The organism is Bifidobacterium sp. ESL0800 (assembly GCF_029395355.1).
In the GTDB taxonomy this organism is placed as follows: Bacteria; Actinomycetota; Actinomycetes; order Actinomycetales; family Bifidobacteriaceae; genus Bifidobacterium.
The window spans coordinates 964,672-984,485 of sequence record NZ_CP113913.1 but is presented as its reverse complement, the minus strand read 5'-3'; the positions used below and the strand labels follow the sequence as shown (position 1 = coordinate 984,485).

13 protein-coding genes and 3 CRISPR repeat arrays are annotated in these 19,814 nt (G+C 57.3%); of the genes, 12 read left to right on the top strand and 1 reads right to left on the bottom strand.

Features of this window, described 5'->3' with window-relative positions; genetic code table 11:
- Window positions 1-20: 20 nt before the first annotated feature.
- The 12 genes from cas7c (at window position 21) to OZX75_RS03995 (ending at window position 18,325) form a co-directional block, all read left to right on the top strand.
- Entirely contained in the window at window positions 21-878 is an 858-nt protein-coding gene (cas7c, locus tag OZX75_RS04050) for a type I-C CRISPR-associated protein Cas7/Csd2 (protein WP_277147141.1), read from the top strand.
- A gap of 78 nt (window positions 879-956) precedes the next feature.
- Window positions 957-1,643, top strand: coding sequence for a CRISPR-associated protein Cas4 (cas4, locus tag OZX75_RS04045; RefSeq protein ID WP_525930274.1), 687 nt, complete (start codon window positions 957-959; stop codon window positions 1,641-1,643).
- A 14-nt stretch (window positions 1,644-1,657) separates the two neighbouring features.
- A complete protein-coding gene (cas1c, locus tag OZX75_RS04040; RefSeq protein ID WP_348519490.1) occupies window positions 1,658-2,689 on the top strand; it encodes a type I-C CRISPR-associated endonuclease Cas1c in 1,032 nt (343 codons plus the stop codon).
- A gap of 12 nt (window positions 2,690-2,701) precedes the next feature.
- Window positions 2,702-2,992 carry a CRISPR-associated endonuclease Cas2 gene (cas2, locus tag OZX75_RS04035; protein WP_277147135.1) on the top strand — a complete coding sequence of 97 codons (291 nt, stop codon included), beginning with the start codon at window positions 2,702-2,704 and terminating at the stop codon, window positions 2,990-2,992.
- 307 nt (window positions 2,993-3,299) lie between these two features.
- Window positions 3,300-4,260: a CRISPR direct-repeat array (repeat unit 32 nt; unit sequence GTCGCCCCTCCACGGGGGGCGTGGATTGAAAT).
- A gap of 96 nt (window positions 4,261-4,356) precedes the next feature.
- A CRISPR array of direct repeats spans window positions 4,357-5,178; the repeat unit is 32 nt; unit sequence GTCGCCCCTCCACGGGGGGCGTGGATTGAAAT.
- A gap of 299 nt (window positions 5,179-5,477) precedes the next feature.
- Window positions 5,478-5,972: direct repeats of the CRISPR family, unit length 32 nt; unit sequence GTCGCCCCTCCACGGGGGGCGTGGATTGAAAT.
- Between the two features lie 1,277 nt (window positions 5,973-7,249).
- Window positions 7,250-7,738, top strand: a complete 489-nt coding sequence (locus tag OZX75_RS04030) for an S-ribosylhomocysteine lyase (protein WP_277147133.1) — start codon at window positions 7,250-7,252, stop codon at window positions 7,736-7,738.
- Between the two features lie 507 nt (window positions 7,739-8,245).
- The gene (locus OZX75_RS04025; protein WP_525930273.1) at window positions 8,246-8,764 is read left to right on the top strand and encodes an N-acetyltransferase; all 519 of its coding nucleotides are present in this window, start codon (window positions 8,246-8,248) and stop codon (window positions 8,762-8,764) included.
- 267 nt (window positions 8,765-9,031) lie between these two features.
- On the top strand, window positions 9,032-10,390 hold the full coding sequence (alr, locus tag OZX75_RS04020) for an alanine racemase (protein WP_277147129.1): 1,359 nt from the start codon (window positions 9,032-9,034) through the stop codon (window positions 10,388-10,390).
- A gap of 444 nt (window positions 10,391-10,834) precedes the next feature.
- Entirely contained in the window at window positions 10,835-12,280 is a 1,446-nt protein-coding gene (locus OZX75_RS04015) for a purine-cytosine permease family protein (RefSeq protein ID WP_277147127.1), read from the top strand.
- Window positions 12,280-12,840 (top strand): cysteine hydrolase family protein, encoded by a 561-nt coding sequence (locus OZX75_RS04010; RefSeq protein ID WP_277147126.1) that lies wholly within the window; start codon window positions 12,280-12,282, stop codon window positions 12,838-12,840. Before OZX75_RS04015 ends, OZX75_RS04010 begins: the two co-directional genes overlap by 1 nt.
- Window positions 12,841-13,151: 311 nt before the next feature.
- Window positions 13,152-14,435 (top strand): deoxyguanosinetriphosphate triphosphohydrolase, encoded by a 1,284-nt coding sequence (locus OZX75_RS04005; RefSeq protein WP_277147389.1) that lies wholly within the window; start codon window positions 13,152-13,154, stop codon window positions 14,433-14,435.
- A 170-nt stretch (window positions 14,436-14,605) separates the two neighbouring features.
- Window positions 14,606-16,717, top strand: coding sequence for a DNA primase (gene dnaG, locus OZX75_RS04000; RefSeq protein WP_277147124.1), 2,112 nt, complete (start codon window positions 14,606-14,608; stop codon window positions 16,715-16,717).
- A 414-nt stretch (window positions 16,718-17,131) separates the two neighbouring features.
- A complete protein-coding gene (locus OZX75_RS03995) occupies window positions 17,132-18,325 on the top strand; it encodes an SLC13 family permease (RefSeq protein ID WP_277147122.1) in 1,194 nt (397 codons plus the stop codon).
- A 158-nt stretch (window positions 18,326-18,483) separates the two neighbouring features.
- On the opposite strand, the gene OZX75_RS03990 is transcribed toward OZX75_RS03995, so the two are convergent.
- Window positions 18,484-19,740: an ATP-binding protein gene (locus OZX75_RS03990; RefSeq protein WP_277147119.1), complete on the bottom strand. Its 1,257-nt coding sequence runs from the start codon at window positions 19,738-19,740 to the stop codon at window positions 18,484-18,486.
- Between the last annotated feature and the right edge of the window lie 74 nt (window positions 19,741-19,814).

Sequence of the window (19,814 nt, the reverse complement as noted above, 5' to 3'; positions counted from 1 at the left end):
ACAGCAATTAAGGAGTAATAATGCAAAGTTTGCAGAATAAGATTGATTTTGTAGTCGTCTTGGGGGTCGAAAACGCCAATCCCAATGGTGATCCACTGGGCGGCAATCGTCCAAGGACCACTGCTGATGGTTTAGGCGAGATATCCGATGTGGCCATCAAGCGTAAGATGCGCAATCGTGCACAGGACGAGGGTGAGAATATCTTCGTCCGCATGCAAGAACGTGCTGATGATGGCGCCAAATCTTTATCCGAGAGGCTGGGCAATTTCCTTAAGGGTCTTCCGAAAGAGGATCAGAAGAACAGAGACGTGGTTTTCGATAAGGTTTGTCAGCAGTGGTTTGATGTGCGTGCTTTCGGCCAGGTATTTGCCTTTAAAAAGAAGGATACCGGGGCAGAGGGGGTGTCGATCGGGGTCCGTGGACCGGTGTCGATTCAATCCGCTTTCTCTACTGAGCCGGTTGCCATCGATAGCGTGCAGATCACGAAATCAGTGAATAGCGAAACGACGGATGATGGCAAGAAGTCCAGTGACACGATGGGCACTAAGTACCGCATTTCGGGCAAGGCTGTTTACGTGACCAAGGGCAGCATCAGCCCTCAGCTTGCTGAAAAGACCGGATTCTCCCAGGAAGATGCTGAAATAATCAAGAAGACATTATTGACTTTGTTCGTCAATGACGAGAGTTCGGCGCGTCCCTCGGGTTCGATGGAGGTATTGAAGGTCGTCTGGTTTACCCATGACTGCAAGGCTGGCCAATACTCTTCGGCGAAGGTGCATCGTTCGGTGAAAGTGGATACGAATAACGATAAGGTCAAGGTCGAGGTGAACACAGACGAGATTTCAGGACTAAAGTATGAAATTCTCGATGGGCAGTGATTACGCCATGTGCCGAGTGATTCCTGCTATAGGTGGCGTCGCATCATGACCGTGAGCATAATGAGCTACCGTGAGTTGCTGAACGGGTCAACCGATTATCCCGAGGATGATTGGCTGGCCCTTTCGGGCATTCAGCATTATGCCTTCTGCAAGCGTCAGTGGGCGTTGATCCATATTGAGCAACTATGGCAGGAGAACGAGCGTACTACGGCAGGCCAGATTGAGCATCAGCGAGTCGACGATTATGGGAATTCCGAGACTCGTGGTGATCTGCTTATCCTACGAAGCCTACGCGTGTTTTCTCGGAAGGTCGGTATAACAGGAATCTGCGATGTCGTCGAATTCCACAAGGATGACGACGGCGTCGCACTGCATGGCCGCGAAGGCAAGTGGAAACCCTATCCAGTCGAGTATAAACATGGCCACGCTAAGACGAAAGACGAGGACAGGTTGCAGCTGTGTGCCGAGGCAATGTGTCTGGAGGAGATGCTGGCCTGCGACATTGCCGAGGGCGCGTTGTTCTACCGTGAGACGAAACGGCGTGAGGTGGTGGAGCTTGACGACGCATTGCGCGATCAGGTGGTGAATCTGACCTGCCAGATGCACGAGATGTACCAACGTGGGTATACTCCCAAGGCTAGGCGCACTAAGTCGTGCAATGCCTGTTCGTTGCGGAATCTTTGTCTGCCGGAATTGGGCCGAAAGCAGTCTGCAAAAGCCTATATTCAGCAATGCATAAGCGACGATGCTGCTGGTGGAAAGTGAGGGCGAGATAGTTCATGCGACAATTGCTAAATACGTTATTTGTTCTCTCTGAAGATGCATACCTTTCGTTGAAGGACGACAATGTGGTCGTGCAGAACAAGGATGAGCGGCTGGCGTCCATACCATTGCGTTCGATTGAACAGATTCTCTGTTTCAGCTACAAAGGTGCTTCGCCGGCGTTGATGGGCAAATGCGCCGAGTTTGGAGTCGCGGTCTCGTTTTTCTCTCCGCGTGGCAGGTACTATTGTTCGATTCTCGGGGAGAAGAACCGAAATGTGCTGTTGCGCCGGCAACAGTTTCGGATTGCGGATGATGAAAAGCGTAGCCTGCCGATAGCGAAATCCTTTATCGCTGGGAAGGTGTTCAACTGCCGTTGGGTCCTCGAACGGACGAAACGAGACCATGCTATGAGGGTGAATGTGGAACGGCTGGCCGGGCAGAGCGCGGCGTTGCACTCTGCACTTGGCCAGATCGGTGGATGTTCCCGTATCGATGAGTTACGAGGATTGGAAGGAAATGCCGCGAAGGATTATTTCTTTGCGTTTGACGATTTGATACTACGCAATAAAGACGATTTCTTCTTTGAGGTCAGAAGCCGAAGACCGCCTTTGGATCGTTTGAACGCATTGCTTTCATTTGTGTACACGTTGCTTACTAGTGACTGTACCGCAGCGTTGCAAGGTGTCGGGCTCGACCCATATGTCGGTTTCATGCATGTTGATCGGCCGGGTAGGGTTTCACTGGCGCTGGATCTGATGGAGGAATTGCGTCCGGTGGTAGCCGATCGGTTCGTGCTGAGCATGGTGAACACCGGGGCGATCAAACCTGCGGATTTCGAGGAACGCGAAAATGGCGGAATCTTCCTGAACGATAAAGGGCGCAAAGTGGTTCTTACGGCTTGGCAGAAACGTAAGATGGAGGAACTGACACATCCTTTTTTGAACGAGAAAATGACGTGGGGACTGGTGCCGTATGTGCAAGCGCTGCTGCTCGTACGGACGCTTCGGGGAGATCTGGATGCCTACCCGCCGTTGATGTGGAAGTGAGATGACTTCGCGATGATGGTGGTTGTTGCCTACGATGTGAATACGGAGACTCCGCAGGGCAGAAGACGGCTGCGACTTGTTGCGAAGGCGTGCGTCAAATTCGGGCAGCGTGTGCAGAACAGCGTCTTTGAATGCCTGGTCTCACCCTCAGACTTGTTGGTGTTGAAGAATGAATTGGTGAAGATTATTGATGTCGAATGCGATAGCCTGAGATTTTACAATCTGGGAGCGAAATATTCGAATCGGATCGAGCAGGTCGGGCGACAAAGGCATTTACCGTCGGATGGGATCATGATGGTCTGAGTCTTTTGCTGTCGCTTCGATTTTCGGCAGTTTGAGGTTTTGAAACTGTAAGCTGCGACATAAGGTAGTGTGAGTGGTGCGAGAGTGAAGAGCTCAGTATTTTACCGTAGGTTCGCACCTTTTTTATGAAAGAATTTCCAGATTATCGTTTTCTGGAACGTTGATTCTGGTAGTCGGCTGATAATTAAAGAGTGATTTGGACAGGAAATTGCTGTCCAAGGCTTTTCAGATGACCGTGCTGAACGTCAAGGTATGGTAATTGCTATACTGATGTTCGCATTTTGGAATCTTTGATTCCAAAATTGCAGTCGCCCCTCCACGGGGGGCGTGGATTGAAATGTGGACAAATCATCCAATACCGATAACGTGCGTTGTCGCCCCTCCACGGGGGGCGTGGATTGAAATACCCTCACCGTGCGCCCGCCCGTGGGGCCTGCGGGTCGCCCCTCCACGGGGGGCGTGGATTGAAATCAGCCTTGTTTGAATCGGTCACGGGCGGATTCTTGTCGCCCCTCCACGGGGGGCGTGGATTGAAATTGATTCAGACCATTTGCCGTAAGCAAAACTTTAATGTCGCCCCTCCACGGGGGGCGTGGATTGAAATCATGCCATTGCCGACACCGGTGAGCGCGTCCCTGGTCGCCCCTCCACGGGGGGCGTGGATTGAAATCGGCTTGACCAGATCAAGGAAACCCGAGCCGAGGTCGCCCCTCCACGGGGGGCGTGGATTGAAATAAAGGTACTGCTGTTATTGCCAAGGGAAGTCTGTCGTCGCCCCTCCACGGGGGGCGTGGATTGAAATACTCCGAAGAGAACATTGGACGCGGAGAAGCTGAGTCGCCCCTCCACGGGGGGCGTGGATTGAAATCTGAATGATAAGATCACGAACGTCAACGGCACTGTGGTCGCCCCTCCACGGGGGGCGTGGATTGAAATAGTTTGCAAGTGCGGTGCAATGCGAGGGCAGCCGGTCGCCCCTCCACGGGGGGCGTGGATTGAAATCTGGCCCCTGTAGGCATAATGACGGATCGGGCTCGTCGCCCCTCCACGGGGGGCGTGGATTGAAATGGGTTCTCCCTTACTTGTTGGCGGCGAGGTGTTTGTCGCCCCTCCACGGGGGGCGTGGATTGAAATTGACTCAGCCCCACGGCCTTGGCCGCGTTTTTAGACGTCGCCCCTCCACGGGGGGCGTGGATTGAAATACCGAACATCGCAGACACGGAGCATAGGCAAACGGTCGCCCCTCCACGGGGGGCGTGGATTGAAATCACGAGCATGCAAAGTATCCAAATACTGCACGAGTCGCCCCTCCACGGGGGCGTGGATTGAAATGCTAAGTCACATAAATACTTCCACCGATTCCAGGTCGCCCCTCCACGGGGGGCGTGGATTGAAATAAGTTTGTGAGCCTCCCTGCCGATATGGTGGACAGTCGCCCCTCCACGGGGGGCGTGGATTGAAATATCACCTCGCTCACAACGATGATAAATCAGGGGGTCGCCCCTCCACGGGGGGCGTGGATTGAAATATCACCTCGCTCACAACGATGATAAATCAGGGGGTCGCCCCTCCACGGGGGGCGTGGATTGAAATATGGATGCGCAGTCGCGCCCGCTCGACCTCAAGAGTCGCCCCTCCACGGGGGGCGTGGATTGAAATTCAAACGCCCATGCTGGACACGGCCCTCAAGGCGCGTCGCCCCTCCACGGGGGGCGTGGATTGAAATACGCATGGCCTCTACGAGTTCGGTTGTGTCCATGTCGCCCCTCCACGGGGGGCGTGGATTGAAATTATCCCGTTCTATCAGTCCGTTTGGCTGATAACGTCGCCCCTCCACGGGGGGCGTGGATTGAAATTTCGCCACCAACACCACTGGGTACTTGCACAAGGTCGCCCCTCCACGGGGGGCGTGGATTGAAATTCAAACGCCCATGCTGGACACGGCCCTCAAGGCGGTCGCCCCTCCACGGGGGGCGTGGATTGAAATATTTAAACAATCCTTCCGGTGGTGTCGGCGGCGGTGTCGCCCCTCCACGGGGGGCGTGGATTGAAATAAGCCATTGCTCGTTGTCGAGCCATGAGGACGGTGGTCGCCCCTCCACGGGGGGCGTGGATTGAAATAACGCTCCGATGACACGTCTTCTTCCGTTGGGCGTCGCCCCTCCACGGGGGGCGTGGATTGAAATCCATTTCTACCTGCTTTCGTCCGTGCCGAGATTGTCGCCCCTCCACGGGGGGGGCGTGGATTGAAATTCGATCAATCCTTGGACATCGCTTGAAGTGACTCGTCGCCCCTCCACGGGGGGCGTGGATTGAAATAAAAGAGCGCTGACCTTTAAAGGAGCGAAACCATGTCGCCCCTCCACGGGGGGCGTGGATTGAAATTTCGGCGCCTATCTCGGCATGTTCTAAGCTATAATGTCGCCCCTCCACGGGGGGGCGTGGATTGAAATCGGAATGGTCATGGTAGGCGAACGTGGGCCGGAGTCGCCCCTCCACGGGGGGCGTGGATTGAAATACTGATGGTCTTGACATACGGATACACGTTATCGTGTCGCCCCTCCACGGGGGGCGTGGATTGAAATATCAGACGACCGATGGTGTGCCGACTGGTAATGGTCGCCCCTCCACGGGGGGCGTGGATTGAAATGAGCTTGCTGATGTTCCAGCGGATGGCGTTCTTGAGTCGCCCCTCCACGGGGGGCGTGGATTGAAATAGGATCGAATTGTCGGACTGCAACAGTTCTGAAGTCGCCCCTCCACGGGGGGCGTGGATTGAAATATCGAACCGTCACGCAGACGAACCATCGCACGGGTCGCCCCTCCACGGGGGGCGTGGATTGAAATGCGTAAGTGTCGTTTACTATCAGATGGAACAGTTGTCGCCCCTCCACGGGGGGCGTGGATTGAAATGTCCAGAAAAGCTCGGTCAAGTAACGTCAGGTAAGGTCGCCCCTCCACGGGGGGCGTGGATTGAAATCCGCGAAATGCCAGCACGTATGATCGCCACCATCGTCGCCCCTCCACGGGGGCGTGGATTGAAATAGGAAGCGGCACAAGGCCGCGACGATGGTCACGAGTCGCCCCTCCACGGGGGGCGTGGATTGAAATAACGTACAGGACACGCCGTTCGGCGAACGCTTCGGTCGCCCCTCCACGGGGGGCGTGGATTGAAATCAATCGTCGCCGGTGTACCCGAAGTCGCCCGCTTGTCGCCCCTCCACGGGGGCGTGGATTGAAATCTTCCTTTGATGCTTACCTGGCTTATTGGGTCGGGTCGCCCCTCCACGGGGGGCGTGGATTGAAATAGCAAGTCGATTACGGTAACGACTACGGTACGAAGTCGCCCCTCCACGGGGGGCGTGGATTGAAATGCGTCGAACGAGAAAGGGTATCCGGTCAGCGTCGTCGCCCCTCCACGGGGGCGTGGATTGAAATGTGTCAGGCTCATGGAAACAGGTCGAAATCCTCCGGTCGCCCCTCCACGGGGGCGTGGATTGAAATACTAAACCCACGCGACCTCAACAAAGGCGTGGCATGTCGCCCCTCCACGGGGGGGGCGTGGATTGAAATCAGCAGATGTGCGCCTACAAGATGGAACGTCAGAACGTCGCCCCTCCACGGGGGCGTGGATTGAAATGCCGTGCTGGTAGCAGAGCTTCGCCTCGTCGAGGTCGCCCCTCCACGGGGGCGTGGATTGAAATTGCACGCTGAACACCGGCGTGGCCAGGTACAGTGTCGCCCCTCCACGGGGGCGTGGATTGAAATATCGTAAATCACGTCAAATCACCCCAAATAATGAGTCGCCCCTCCACGGGGGCGTGGATTGAAATTCCGGCCGGAGGCGCATGGTCGCGGCCTGCAGCCGTCGCCCCTCCACGGGGGCGTGGATTGAAATATGTCGGCCCACGCGGGCGTGGCGGTCAGACCGAGGTCGCCCCTACTGGGGGCGAGGATTGAAATCTCGCCAGTCTCAGGGTCTTTGAGCGGTTCGGGTCGCCCCTCCACGGGGGGCGTGGATTGAAATTTGCGGTAGGTGATGCCGTCGCGGTCCTTTTCCGGGTCGCCCCTTCACGGGGTGTGGATTGAAATTCTACAATCATCAGCTCCAGCTGCTGCTTGCCGTGTTGTTTTTTGCGGGAGTGTGAAGTAAGGGATCTGATAAAACTCGCGTAATAGGAAACACTGAAGCGAAAGAGAAATATAGCGACGACGCATTAAGGTAAAGGTAATCCGTACCTATTGAAAGGAACCAACATGGCAGACGAAAACAAGCCGGAACCGGAGAGCTTTAAGCTCGATCACACCAAGGTGAAGGCGCCGTATGTGCGCTTTATCGACACCGAGACCGGCGAGAAGGGCGACGTCATCTCCAATTACGACCTGCGCCTGGTGCAGCCCAACGAGAACGCCATCCCGACCGGCGGCCTGCACACCATCGAGCACACCATCGCGGTGCTGCTGCGCGAGCGCATCCCGGGCTACATCGACTGCTCACCGTTCGGCTGCCGTACCGGCTTCCATCTGCTGACCTGGGGCGAGCACAGCACCGAGGACGTCGCCAAGGCGCTCAAGGAATCCCTCGAGTTCATTGCCTACAAGGCGACTTGGGACGACGTGCCGGCCACGGACATCAAGAGCTGCGGCAACTACCGCGACCACAGCCTGTTCACCGCCAAGGAATGGTGCAAGAAGATCCTCGACGAGGGCATCAGCTCCGATCCTTACGTGCGCAAGGTGGTCTGATTCCGACATCCGCTGAGCGAAGGCGGATTGAAATCGAAACACAATCGAAAGCGGTATCCGGCGATTGGCGTCGATGCCGCTTTCTTGCATATATCGTCATTCTGTTCTGCCGCTGTTCCATAAATCTGTTGCTCTGGAAACCCGGTATTTGTTGTTCAGGGCAGGCAGGGCGAGAGCATGGGACGGTTCGTACATGTTTCTAGTGGACTTAACGATGTACAACCATATCGTTTGGTTTGTGATGAACAAACCGGATGAAGACTGCGCTTTCCAAGCGTCTCGAAAATTGCGCGATCGGTCTTCTTCGTGCGTATTCCATTCAGCACAAACTGCCAGTTGACGGCCTTCTTGGTTCGTAACAATTTGATGCACGCCACTGTTTGTTGACTGTCAGTATGATAATCAGTTATTGAAAAGGGGTACGGAATGGCTGAAGAACACAAGAGGCATACTGGGAGCGATCTCACGGAAGCAACTGCGGAAACGGCAGGAATTCTGACCGGTTCCATGCGCGTGCGTCGGGCTAGCGAAGCTGATTTCGATGTAATCATGGCTATCTTCGAGCGGGCCCGCGAACTGATGCGACGCACCGGTAACCCCAACCAGTGGGGCAAAAGCTGGCCTCCCGCCGAACTGATCCACGAGGATATTCGCGGCGGCAACGGCATGCTGCTGGTCGATGCCGAAGGTGAGGGCGGCGCCGAACGTATACTCGCCTATTTCGCGATGTTTCTTGGTGTGGAGCCGACCTATGCGCACCTGACCGAAGGCGCTTGGCTGGACGACGACGAATACGCCACCATGCACCGCCTTGCTTCATCTGGGCTGAAAGGTCATAGCGGGGGAGCGTGCATGCAATGGGCGGCGGCGGCATACAAAAACGTACGCTGCGACACCCACCCGGACAACAAGGCGATGCAGCACGTCTTTGAGGAATCGGGATATCGGCGTTGCGGAATCATTACGGTCAGCGACATGGGCGATCGCGGCAACACGCGCATTGTGTACCAGCGTCACGATAGGTGAGGCTGCATTGAAGGCTATAGCCGAACTTTCGGATATGCTTTATATGTTGTGCCAACGCTCATAAAACCGCCTGCGGTTCGGTTTCGTGCCATATTCTCGATGTCGTGTGTCCGATGCGATGTGAATGGGCATGCCAATGGATGGCAGGTATTTGCGGTGTACCGAAACCCCACGGACTTGTTCGGTCATCATCGCCTCCGCGTGTCCATGTGATTGTTCCGTATCGCCTGTTTGCCTTCATCACTTTGGCGCGCGACAATATGAACTATGACTTTGAACGCACTGCCCGAATGGCCTTACTCTTCCGCACTTGGCAAATCGAACTACGCCGCCGCGCTGCGACGTTACCCGGGGCAGGCCATCGTCGACCTCAAGGCGATGCGCGACAACATGCGTCACTTGGTCGAGGTCGTCGGCGGGCCGAAATCCGGCACCGCCGTGATGGGTGTAGTGAAGGCCGACGGATATGGGCACGGGCTTATTCCTTCCGCGCTGGCGGCGCTCGCGGGAGGCGCGACATGGCTCGGCACCGCCCAGCCGCGTGAAGCCCTGTTGCTGCGCATGGCCGGTATCGATTCGAGCCGTTGCCATATTCTCACGTGGATGTACAACGGGCGCAACGCCCCGCTCATCGAGCTCATCGCCAGTGACATCGACATTTCGGTGGGTTCGCTCGACGGCATCGACGCCGTGGCCGCCGCCGCTCGGAAGCTTGGCATGCCGGCACGTGTGCACGTCAAGGTCGACACCGGTTTCGGCCGCAACGGCTTCACGGCAGCCGGTTTTCAGGCCGCGCTCGACAAGCTGGTGCCGCTCGCCCACGAGGGTGTGCTCGACGTTGTGGGGCAGTGGAGTCATTTTTCGGTGGCCGACGCGCCCGATGTCCCCGAATTCGTGGAGGCGACCGACCAGCAGCTCGAAAGCTTCAAGCAGTTCACCGCGCGGATGGAAAAGGCCGGAATCCCGCCGCGCATCCGCCATATCGCGAACACCGCGGCCACGCTTTCCCGACCGGAAACGCGCTTCGAGCTGACCCGTCCGGGCATCGGGCTTTACGGCTATGAAGCCGATCCGGCGATGGGGACGCCCGCAAATTACGATTTGAAACCGGCCATGACCTTGCAAGCGCAGCTCGCTACGGTCAAAGGTGTCGAGGCGGGACATGGAATTTCGTACGGACGCACCTACATCACCGACGAGGCGACCAGCACGGCCATTGTGCCGCTGGGCTATGCCGACGGCATCCACCGTTCCGCCTCCGGATTCGACGAGGCCGGCGCGAAACATACGCTCAAGCCGGGCGGTCCGGTGCGCGTGATGACCGCCGAGGGACCCAAGCTGATGCGCGTCTCCGGGCGTGTATGCATGGACCAGTTCATCCTCGACCTGCACGGCGATGCCAAACGACTCGGCGTGCACGAAGGGGACACCGTCGAACTCTTCGGGCCCGGCCGCGGTGAGGACTACGCCGAGCCGACCGCGGACGATTGGGCGCGTGCCGCCGACACCATCAGCTACGAGATCTTCACCTGCCTGCGCACGCGCATCCCGCGGCTTTATTTGCATGCCTCGGAAGTGCTCGATCCGCAGGATATGAGCAAACTCAACTCCAAGTCGTTGCTGTGAAGTTATAGACAACATCTACGGATTTTCGCACGGTGGTCGCTGGGGTTGCAGTGGCCACCGATTATTCATATCGACCAAGCTGGGCTGAAAGTCAATGAAGACAAGGCATAGGGCTCGTTAGAACACGATGGCTGGCCTAGAACGAGCTTGTGGAAGTCAAAGTCCGTAAACGATGAAATGCCGGGGCTTGATTTGCGATTGCGTTTCTGTATCCTTAGTTATAGTCTTAATGACTATAAGGTGACAATAAACTTTTTTATCATATCCGGATAGCCGATGGGACTATGTAAAAAGAGGAAAGATTGTATGAAACCTGACAGAGATGTGGCCATGTGCCCCGTCTCGCTTCCGCTTCGTAGCGAGGGCTGGTTTCAAAAAGTGCTTGTGTGATTCCACACGGCCTTTGCCTGGCAGATAGCCGGGCGAAGAGAAACAGGAAGGTGAATGATGAGTGATGAAGCGAAGGGTTCATCGCTGAGCGTCGAGGCTCAAGGCATCGACGTCATCGACGAATCGGAACGCAAGGGCAAGCCCTCGAGCCTGTTCTGGCCTTGGTTTGCGGCCAACATCTCGGTGCTGGCCATGTCGTACGGGGCGTGGGCGCTCGGTTTCGGGATTTCGTTCTGGCAGGCGGGGCTGACCACCATCATCGGCGTCGTGGTCTCGTTCCTGCTGGTGGGTATCGTCTCCATCGCGGGCAAGCGCGGCAACGCGCCGACCATGGTGATCACCCGCGCCATCTTCGGCGTCAAAGGCGCGAAGGTCCCTGCGGCCATGTCGTGGATCGCGACATTGGGCTGGGAGATCTCGCTGACGGTGACGGCGGTGCTGGCCATGTCTTCCACGCTGCAGAAGCTTGGCATGGGCAACGCCAGCGCGTCCAAGCTTATCTCGACCATCGTGGTCGTCGGACTGGTGGTCGTCGCCGGCATCTTCGGCTATGACCTCATCATGAAATGCCAGCAGGTCATCACCATCGTCACCGGCATCGTGACCATCGGATTCTTTATTCTGGGATGGGGCAACATTGATTTTTCGCGAGTCGGCTCCGCCCGCGCCGGCGGTCTGCCCGCGATGCTGGGGTGCTGCCTGTTCGTCATGACCGGTTTCGGACTGGGTTGGGTCAACGTCGCCGCCGACTATTCGCGCTATCTGCCGCGCAAGTCATCCAACGCCGGCATCGTGGCATGGACGACATTCGGCGCCTCGATCGCCAACGTACTGCTGATCGTCTACGGTCTGCTGCTCGCGGTCTCCAACTCTAATCTCGACAAGCAGGTCGGCCTTGACCCCGTCGGCGCGATGGCTTCGATCCTGCCGACCTGGTATCTGGTGCCGTTCACGCTGGTGGCGGTACTCGGACTGATGAGCGGCGCGATCATGGACAACTATTCCAACGGTCTCGACCTGCTGTCCTTCGGCATCAAACTGCCGCGCACGCTTGCGGCCGCGCTGACTGCCGTGCTCACGGTCATCGGCGTCATCTACGTCACCTTCTTCTCCGACACGTTCATCGGCCCGTTCCAAGGCTTCCTCATCACGCTGGGTGTGCCCATGGCCGTCTGGACCGGCATGTTCGTGGCGGATGTGCTGATGCGCAAGCGCGATTACGACAGCACCGATCTCTACGACCCCGCAGGCCGTTACGGCGCATGGAACGTCAAGGCGCTGGTGATCCTCGCGGTAGGCACGGTTCTCGGCTGGGGGCTCGTGGTCAATTCGGCGGCGAGCTGGCTGAACTGGCAGGGCTACCTGCTCGGCCTGTTCGGCGGCAAGGACGGGATGTGGGCGCAAGCCAATCTCGGCGTGTTCGTGGCCCTTGTGGTCGGCCTGCTCGGAACCCTGATTTTCCAACGCAGTGACATCAAACGACAGGAAGGAGCCAACTGATGGTTGACAAGGATGAATGGCTGGTGGTCGTGGACCGCCAGAAGGTGTTTGCACAAAGCGATTGGTCGACCTGGGCGTGTGCCGACGGCTCGTATTATGCCACTGACGAGCCTTTCAAGCGTCTTGCGAAGGCCTACGGCGATCGGGTGGCCTACACCCGCTACATCGCGCCGGACAAGCCGAGGGACGCGTGGGTCGACTACTTCAAGGACTGGCCGCAGTTCCTCGTGCCGCCGGACGACCCGATGTACGACTTCACCGATGAGACGGCCGAGCTTGCCAAAGGCCATCCTGTGGTGAGCAGGACGACGTTCGGCAAGTGGGGCGATGAGCTGAAAAAGGCCGTCCAAGGTGCCAAAAAAATCGCGGTGTGCGGGGTGGCCACCGATTGCTGCGTGCTTCAGACTGCATTGGCCGCGGCGGATGACGGCGTCGCCGTCCGGCTGGTCGAAGACGCGTGCGCAGGCAGCACCCCGGAAAACCAGAAGCTGGCCATCGAGACGATGAAGCTGTTCACGCCGTTGATCACCGTGACCGACACCAAGGAATTGCTAGGCTGATTGTCGCCAGCGTATAGCTCCGGTAACGGCGGAATCCGGGTATCTGATGTCTATCGTAAGAGGATAAAAGATATCGCTTCAAACTGCTGTTTCAGGCGTGTTCGGCGATAACACAAGTCGTCTGCCATCCAGACTTGGCAGGCGGCTTGTTTTGTTCCGTCATAAAGCTCGGTCGATTCCGTAATTTTCATTGGTTGGCCGTCTGATGTGGGCTATCATCGGATACATAGCGACGGATTCGATTGGCCATGCTTGCGTAACCGGCTTGGCGGCTTGGATTGATGGCATGGTTTGAGGGAGCGAGGCGTGTGATGGAAACCGCAGATGGCGAACAAGTGCTTCAGGACGAGGGCTATGACGCGTTCGACGAGGAGCGTTGGGCTCCCGAACCGCCGAAATCGCAATCCCGTACCGCCTTCCAGCGCGATCGTGCGCGTCTGATCCATTCCTCGGCTTTGCGCAGGCTTGGCGCGAAAAGCCAGATTCTGGTGGCCGGCACCGATGATTTCGCACGTACCCGGCTGACACATACGCTTGAGGTCGCACAGATCGGCAGGCAGATCGGTTCCATGCTTGGCTGCGACCCGGATGTGGTCGACTGCGCCTGTCTCGCCCACGACTTGGGGCATCCGCCTTTCGGACACAACGGGGAGCGGGTACTGGCCGATATCGCCTCCGGCATCGGTGGTTTCGAAGGCAACGCGCAGACCCTGCGCCTGCTGACGAGGCTCGAGCCGAAGGTCTTTCGCGCCGACGGTCGTTCCGCCGGAGTCAACCTGACGCGCGCCTCGCTGGATGCCGCGGTGAAATACCCGTGGACGCTTGCCGAGGCCTCGAAACACCCGAAAGGGGAGCGCAGCCTGAAATTCTGTGTCTATCCGGATGACGTCGACGTGTTCAACTGGCTCAAGACCGGAGCGCCGAAAGACGCCAAGCCGATGGAATGCCAGGTCATGGACCTTTCCGACGACATCGCCTACAGCGTCCACGACGTCGAGGACGCCATCGCCACCGGCACCTTCAACCCGCTGGCCTTGGCCGACCCACGCGTGCTTGACGGCGTGGTGGAGATGACCCGTGAATGGTACGGGCAGCAATGGGATCCGGACGAACTGCTAGAGGCCTTGCACCGCTTGATGAAACGACATATGTTCCCCTCGCATTTCAACGGTTCGAGGCAAGCACTGGCACAGTTGAAGAACATCACCAGTTCGCTGATCGGCCGGTTCGCCGGTTCCGTCGAACAGGCGACCCGAGAGAAGTACGGGCAGGGCAGGTTGACCCGTTACAGCGCCAACATCGTCATTCCCGACGAGACCAATTACGAGATCGTCGCGCTCAAGGGCATCGCCGTCTACTTCGTCATGGCACCGCGCGAACGCGAGCCCCTGCACGACCAGGAACAGCAGATCGTCGCCGACCTGGTCGACGTGCTGATGGCCGATTCCCCACGACCTTCCGACGCGCTGGAAACCGTGTTTCTCGAGGACTGGAACGAATCCACCAACGACGACGAGCGGCTGCGCGTGGCCATCGACCAGGTGGCCAGTTTGACTGACGGCTCGGCGATGACCCTGCACTCCCTGATCTGCTAAAGCTGCTGGTAGCCTGTTTTGAACCGATAAGGTGAAACAGTTCGGCGTCGAAGCCTCGCGCTTGCCGATATCTGTCTTTTCAGCGTCTTGTTATCAAGAAATCTTGATTTTTGCCTTGGTGCATTCGTTGTGATTGCCCTCATGCACGGCACACGGTAAGGTGGATAGTTATGGCTGGAATGATTCTCAAAGCGGACGTGGAAAAGGTGCGTGCCACGGCGGATCTCTACGATATCGTCTCCTCGACGGTGACGCTCAAGGCCGCGGGCACCGGTACCTTCATGGGTCTGTGCCCCTTCCATGATGAGAAAACGCCCAGTTTCAGCGTCCGGCCCTCGCTGGGTGTCTGGCATTGCTTCGGTTGCGGGCTCGGCGGCGACGTCTTCGCCTACGTCGAACACCGTGAGAACATCGATTTTCGCGAGGCTGTGGAACTTCTGGCCGACAAATACCATATCGAACTGCATTACGAGAAAAGCGACGGCAGCAGGGAAGAACATCGTGGCTCGAAACGCGCCCGTCTGCTTGAGGCCAATGAGGAGGCCCAGCGTTTCTTCGTCTCCCAGATCATGACACCTGAGGCGCTTGCGGCTCGAAAGCTCTTGGGTGGCCGCAATTTCAGCCAGGCGGATTGCCAGCGTTTCGGCTGCGGATACGCTCCCCAAGGTTGGGATAATCTTGTCCGGCACTTGGCGGGCAAAGGGTTCACCCAGCAGGAGATGCTCGACGCCGGTTTGGCTCGCCAGGGTCAGCGCGGCATCTACGACTATTTCCGCGGCCGTGCCACGTGGCCCATCCGTGACTCCACGGGCCGCACGCTCGGTTTCGGCGCCCGCAAGCTCTATGACGACGACAACATCAACGCCAAGTACATCAACACTCCCGATACCCAGCTCTACCGCAAGACCCAGGTGCTCTACGGCATCGACCTCGCCAAATCCAGCATTGTCAAAAAACGCCAGGCGGTCATCGTCGAAGGATACACGGACGTCATGGCGTGCCATCTGGCCGGTATCGACACCGCCGTGGCCACCTGCGGCACCGCGTTCGGCGAGGAGCACGCCAAAATCATCCGTCGTCTCATCTCCGACGATTCTTTGGGAGCCGTCCAGCTCGTCGGGCCGCTGAAGGTCGAAGGCCAATCCCTGAGCTCGCGTATCGTCTTCACGTTCGACGGCGATGCGGCGGGGCAGAAGGCTGCCATCCATGCCTTCGGTTTGGATTCCGCATTCCTTTCGCAGACATTCGTGGCCGTCGCCGACAACAACCTCGACCCCTGCGACCTGCGCATCCAGCAAGGCAACGAGGCGGTTCGCTCGCTGATCGACCATGCCAAACCGCTGTATGATTTCGTCATCGACACCGCCATCAACCGCTTCGACACCTCGTATACCACCGGCCAGATGGGCGCGGTTAAGGCCGCGGCGCCGCTGATCGCCCAGATCCGTGACCGTTCACTGCTTGACATCTACACGCGCAAGGCGACCCGACGCATCGGCGTCGATCTAGACATCGTCAGACATGAGGTCAACAGCGCCAGGCGGCGGCTGCACGTGCGCGACGACGACGCGTATGCGACCAAGCGCCGTGGCGGCAATGGCTTTGATGCGTATAGACGCAACGATGAAAACGGCTATGCGAACCCGGCCGCACGCAAGGCCTTGCAACACAGGGATGCCGCAGACCAGGCATACTTCCGTGTGGACGATGCGGTGTTCATCTGCGAGCAGCAGTTCATGGCCGTGCTCATTCAGGTGCCACGCGCCATCAACGGCAACGCGTTCGCACGTCTCACCCTTGCCGATTTCATGACCCCGGTTTTCCGAACGCTCTTCCAGGCGATCGCCGCAGCCGGCGGTCTGCCCGACAACGCCACGCCGCAGGGGCTTTGGATGCACAACCTCACCAAGGCAGGCGGGCCGATGCTTGAGCAGGTCATCAACGAGCTGGCCGTCATGCCGCTGCCGTTGCCGGGTGGAGACGACCAGAACGGCAATGCCAACGATGCGAATACCGGAGGGGTGGCCGTCAATGGCGCCGATGTGCCCAATCCGGCCGCCGCCCAGCTCCGTGCGCCGACCCCGGAGGAACAGCGCTACGCTGCGGAACTGACCGCCCGGCTGCTCGATGTGGGCTATATGCGCCGAATCGGTGCGGCCAAGCGTAAGATGGCGCAGATGCCTGACGGTGAAGAGAAAATCAGGATTTTGGGGGAGATCACCAATATGGAGACCGCCAGAAAGGATTTGCAGGCCCAGGTCTATGGCAACGCCGTCGCCTGAGTGCGCTGCCGCCCACAATACGACAAGCCGCAATAAATTTCTTCGATTTTTTTAAAAATTTTGGTCGCTTTTGTATCACACAAAAGAGACCAATGAAATCTTGGATTTTGCCCGTGTTTTTGCGTGTCGCAAATTGGAATGGTCGCTAAAAGCCTGTTTTTTCGTACTTTTCCACTCTGAAATACCCATACAATAGGAATTAAGAGAACGAATGCACGCATTGCCGTGAAGGTTAGGTTCTTGCCGGCATGTGTCTTCGTCGGCCGTTGTATCGGCTCTGTGATGGATGGGGAAACTGGATGATGGTGATGGTTGGGTGTGCCATGTGGCAATGGCGTTTTTTGATAGGACTGCATCGATGAGACGCGGTTATGATGTCGGATATTTCCGCCTTCCGGTTCGGCTGGTGTATTGATGCGCAAGTGGATCGTCAAGGAACTGAAAAACGACACCATCTTGGTGGTGGCGACGATACTCGCCATCATTTCCTGTTTTATCGTTCCACCGGACCGTCAGTACCTTGGCTATATCCACATGAACACCATTTCCCAGCTTGTCTGCCTGATGCTCGTGGTCTGCGGCTTCCAGCGCATCGGCGTCTTCCATATCATCGGCACCAAGCTGCTCGAGCATGTGCATACCGAAAGCGCGTTGGTGATCGCGCTGGTTTCCCTGACGTTCTTCTCGGCGATTTTCATCACCAACGACGTCTCTCTGGTCACGTTCATCCCGTTCGCGATTTCGGTGCTGGTAATGGCGAAAATGGAGAACAAGGCCGTTCTCGTCGCCACATTGATGACCATCGGTGCCAATACCGGCAGCATGTTGACCCCTGTCGGCAACGCCCATAACCTGTATCTCAAATCCGTTTCCAAGATGCCGACCTCGGAGTTCCTCAATGTCATGGGGCCGTTCTCGTTGGCTTCCGCGATCATGCTGCTGGCCGTCATCCTCGTCATGTTCCGTTGCCGTAGCAGCCAGGCGGATTTTGCAGGGCTTGGGCACAAGGGCATCGAGCAATCGCTGTTCGCGCCGCAAAGCGACGGGAAGCCGGATGAGATCCGTGTGCTCAACTACGGTGCAGGCTACGGAGGTTGGCGGGCGATAGTTTATGCCATCCTGTTCCTTATCTGCATTTTCACGGTCGGTGGTTCGATTCCGCTGTGGTTGATGTGCGTTTTGGTGTTCGGCGCGTTCCTGGTCTGCGACCGTCATGCGTTCCTCAAGGTCGACTGGAGTCTGCCGCTCACGTTCGTCATGTTCTTCATTTTCATCGGCAACATGCGCCGTGTTCCGGAGTTCTCGAATTTTGTGGCCTCAATAGTCAACCAGCATCCGATGGAAGTCGCCGTCGCCTCGAGCCAGATCATCAGCAACGTGCCTACCTCCATCCTGCTTTCCGGGTTCTGCAGCCAGTGGCGTGAGCTGATTATCGGCACTAACCTCGGCGGGTTGGGCACGCTGATCGCCTCGATGGCCTCGCTCATTTCCTATCAGCAGATCGCACGCAAGTATCCGGACAAGAAAGGCCGCTATCTGCTGGTCTATACCGTCGTCAACGTCCTGTTTTTGGCTGTGCTGCTCGGACTGGCGCTGATCATCAACTGACTGATGGTATGTTGCGGCAATGCTGAATCACGGGTGTCCGGCTTCTTGATTCAATAGGGTTTCATATTTCGTGCCGCCGACTGGTCTGTCTCTATTTTTTCGCTGAATTGCCGTGACAGCCAAGGTAAAACAATACGCGTGAGACTACGAATTCGCCACTAGTAAGGCAACGAGTATCTTGTTGTTCCCGCCGAAGTGATGCTTTGCAGCTTTCCTTGATCGGTGAGGCCTTTGAGCACGTCGGTCATTGCTCCGGAATTGGTGCCCAATTGGCTTTGGATTTCCTTGAGACTCATCGCGCTCTTTCTCTTTGAGATCAGATGCATGGTGATCTCCTCAAGGGTGTTGATTTGCAATTGGTCCGTTTCCGCACCTTTGGCCCATGCGCGCAATTCGTCTTTGACATTGCCGGGCAACGAGTCCGATTTCTGGGAACCATAATCGCCGTTAAGAAGCTTCCATGCTTTCTCACCCGCAAAAACCACGGAGGGGAGAGGCGCCACGTCCAACACGCGGCTTCCGCTGAGCGCTTCGGCCGGATTCGTGGTGAACAGATGCGGGCCGCCCAATGGGAACGTATAGCGTTTGGCTCTGCCTGATTCCTTGCCGGAATCATGATTAGCGCCATTCGAAGTGCCGTTTTCGGCACTTTCGGCATTTTCGTCGTCTGTCTGCTCCGGCCATACGGAGTCGGGCACCGGCTTGGGCAGAATCATCGCCACCGATCCAGGGCCGACACGCAGCTGCGGGCTGGAAAGGCTCTGCGAATAGGCATCAAGGATTCGCTGCACCCCGGTGCCGCAGTTCTCGCTTAAGTGCAGGGCTTCGAATGCGTCTGCAAGCCACGCGTTGCGTGATTCGCTGACCCCGTTCAACAGGTCGTTGACCTCAAAACCGTCCACCAGACCGCCGGGGGAGACGATTTCGATGCTCGAATCGAAGATACTGATGAGAATCGGCCCGTTCTTGTCGTAATTGCGGTGCAAAACGGCGTTGACAAGCGATTCGCGCAGGGCGGTCTGCGGCCACGCGTTTTCAGGGTTGTGCCGGTTGAGGAACATCATTGTGGCGTCGATTTGATTCAGGAGAGAGCCCGAAACGTTCTGCCGTTCCGTGAGCTTCGATTTGGTCTCGCCGTCGAAGACCGCACATTTGACAAGGTAAGGGCATTGCTCGGAAAGCAGGAGAGCGGTGTTGGTGGCTTGCTTTTCGGCATCGAAAAGATGCAGTCGTACCAGGTTTTCGTCGCACCATTCGATGCCGGCCGAAGCGAACGCAGGTTTCGCATATTCGAAGGTCAGGTTTTGATTCACACTCACACGATGGTCGAAGGGAAGCGCCGCAGAAAACGGCTCGGTGGCCTGCCGGGCTTCGTTGTGGTCATCTGTATGGGGCATTCCCTCGTCCGTATGCATGACTCGAGTTTATCGTGGCTTTGCGACACGAATAGCAGGTTTCCATTGCAATTCCGCCATATTCCTGGACTTGC

What these genes read in the sequence shown, in the direction of transcription:
- cas7c (WP_277147141.1), top strand. Translation starts at nt 21, where the DNA reads ATGCAAAGTTTGCAGAATAAGATTGATTTTGTAGTCGTCTTGGGGGTC.
- cas1c (WP_348519490.1), top strand. Translation starts at nt 1,658, where the DNA reads ATGCGACAATTGCTAAATACGTTATTTGTTCTCTCTGAAGATGCATAC.
- cas2 (WP_277147135.1), top strand. Translation starts at nt 2,702, where the DNA reads ATGATGGTGGTTGTTGCCTACGATGTGAATACGGAGACTCCGCAGGGC.
- OZX75_RS04030 (WP_277147133.1), top strand. Translation starts at nt 7,250, where the DNA reads ATGGCAGACGAAAACAAGCCGGAACCGGAGAGCTTTAAGCTCGATCAC.
- OZX75_RS04025 (WP_525930273.1), top strand. Translation starts at nt 8,246, where the DNA reads ATGCGCGTGCGTCGGGCTAGCGAAGCTGATTTCGATGTAATCATGGCT.
- alr (WP_277147129.1), top strand. Translation starts at nt 9,032, where the DNA reads ATGACTTTGAACGCACTGCCCGAATGGCCTTACTCTTCCGCACTTGGC.
- OZX75_RS04015 (WP_277147127.1), top strand. Translation starts at nt 10,835, where the DNA reads ATGATGAGTGATGAAGCGAAGGGTTCATCGCTGAGCGTCGAGGCTCAA.
- OZX75_RS04010 (WP_277147126.1), top strand. Translation starts at nt 12,280, where the DNA reads ATGGTTGACAAGGATGAATGGCTGGTGGTCGTGGACCGCCAGAAGGTG.
- OZX75_RS04005 (WP_277147389.1), top strand. Translation starts at nt 13,152, where the DNA reads ATGGAAACCGCAGATGGCGAACAAGTGCTTCAGGACGAGGGCTATGAC.
- dnaG (WP_277147124.1), top strand. Translation starts at nt 14,606, where the DNA reads ATGGCTGGAATGATTCTCAAAGCGGACGTGGAAAAGGTGCGTGCCACG.
- OZX75_RS03995 (WP_277147122.1), top strand. Translation starts at nt 17,132, where the DNA reads ATGCGCAAGTGGATCGTCAAGGAACTGAAAAACGACACCATCTTGGTG.
- OZX75_RS03990 (WP_277147119.1), bottom strand. Translation starts at nt 19,740, where the DNA reads ATGCATACGGACGAGGGAATGCCCCATACAGATGACCACAACGAAGCC.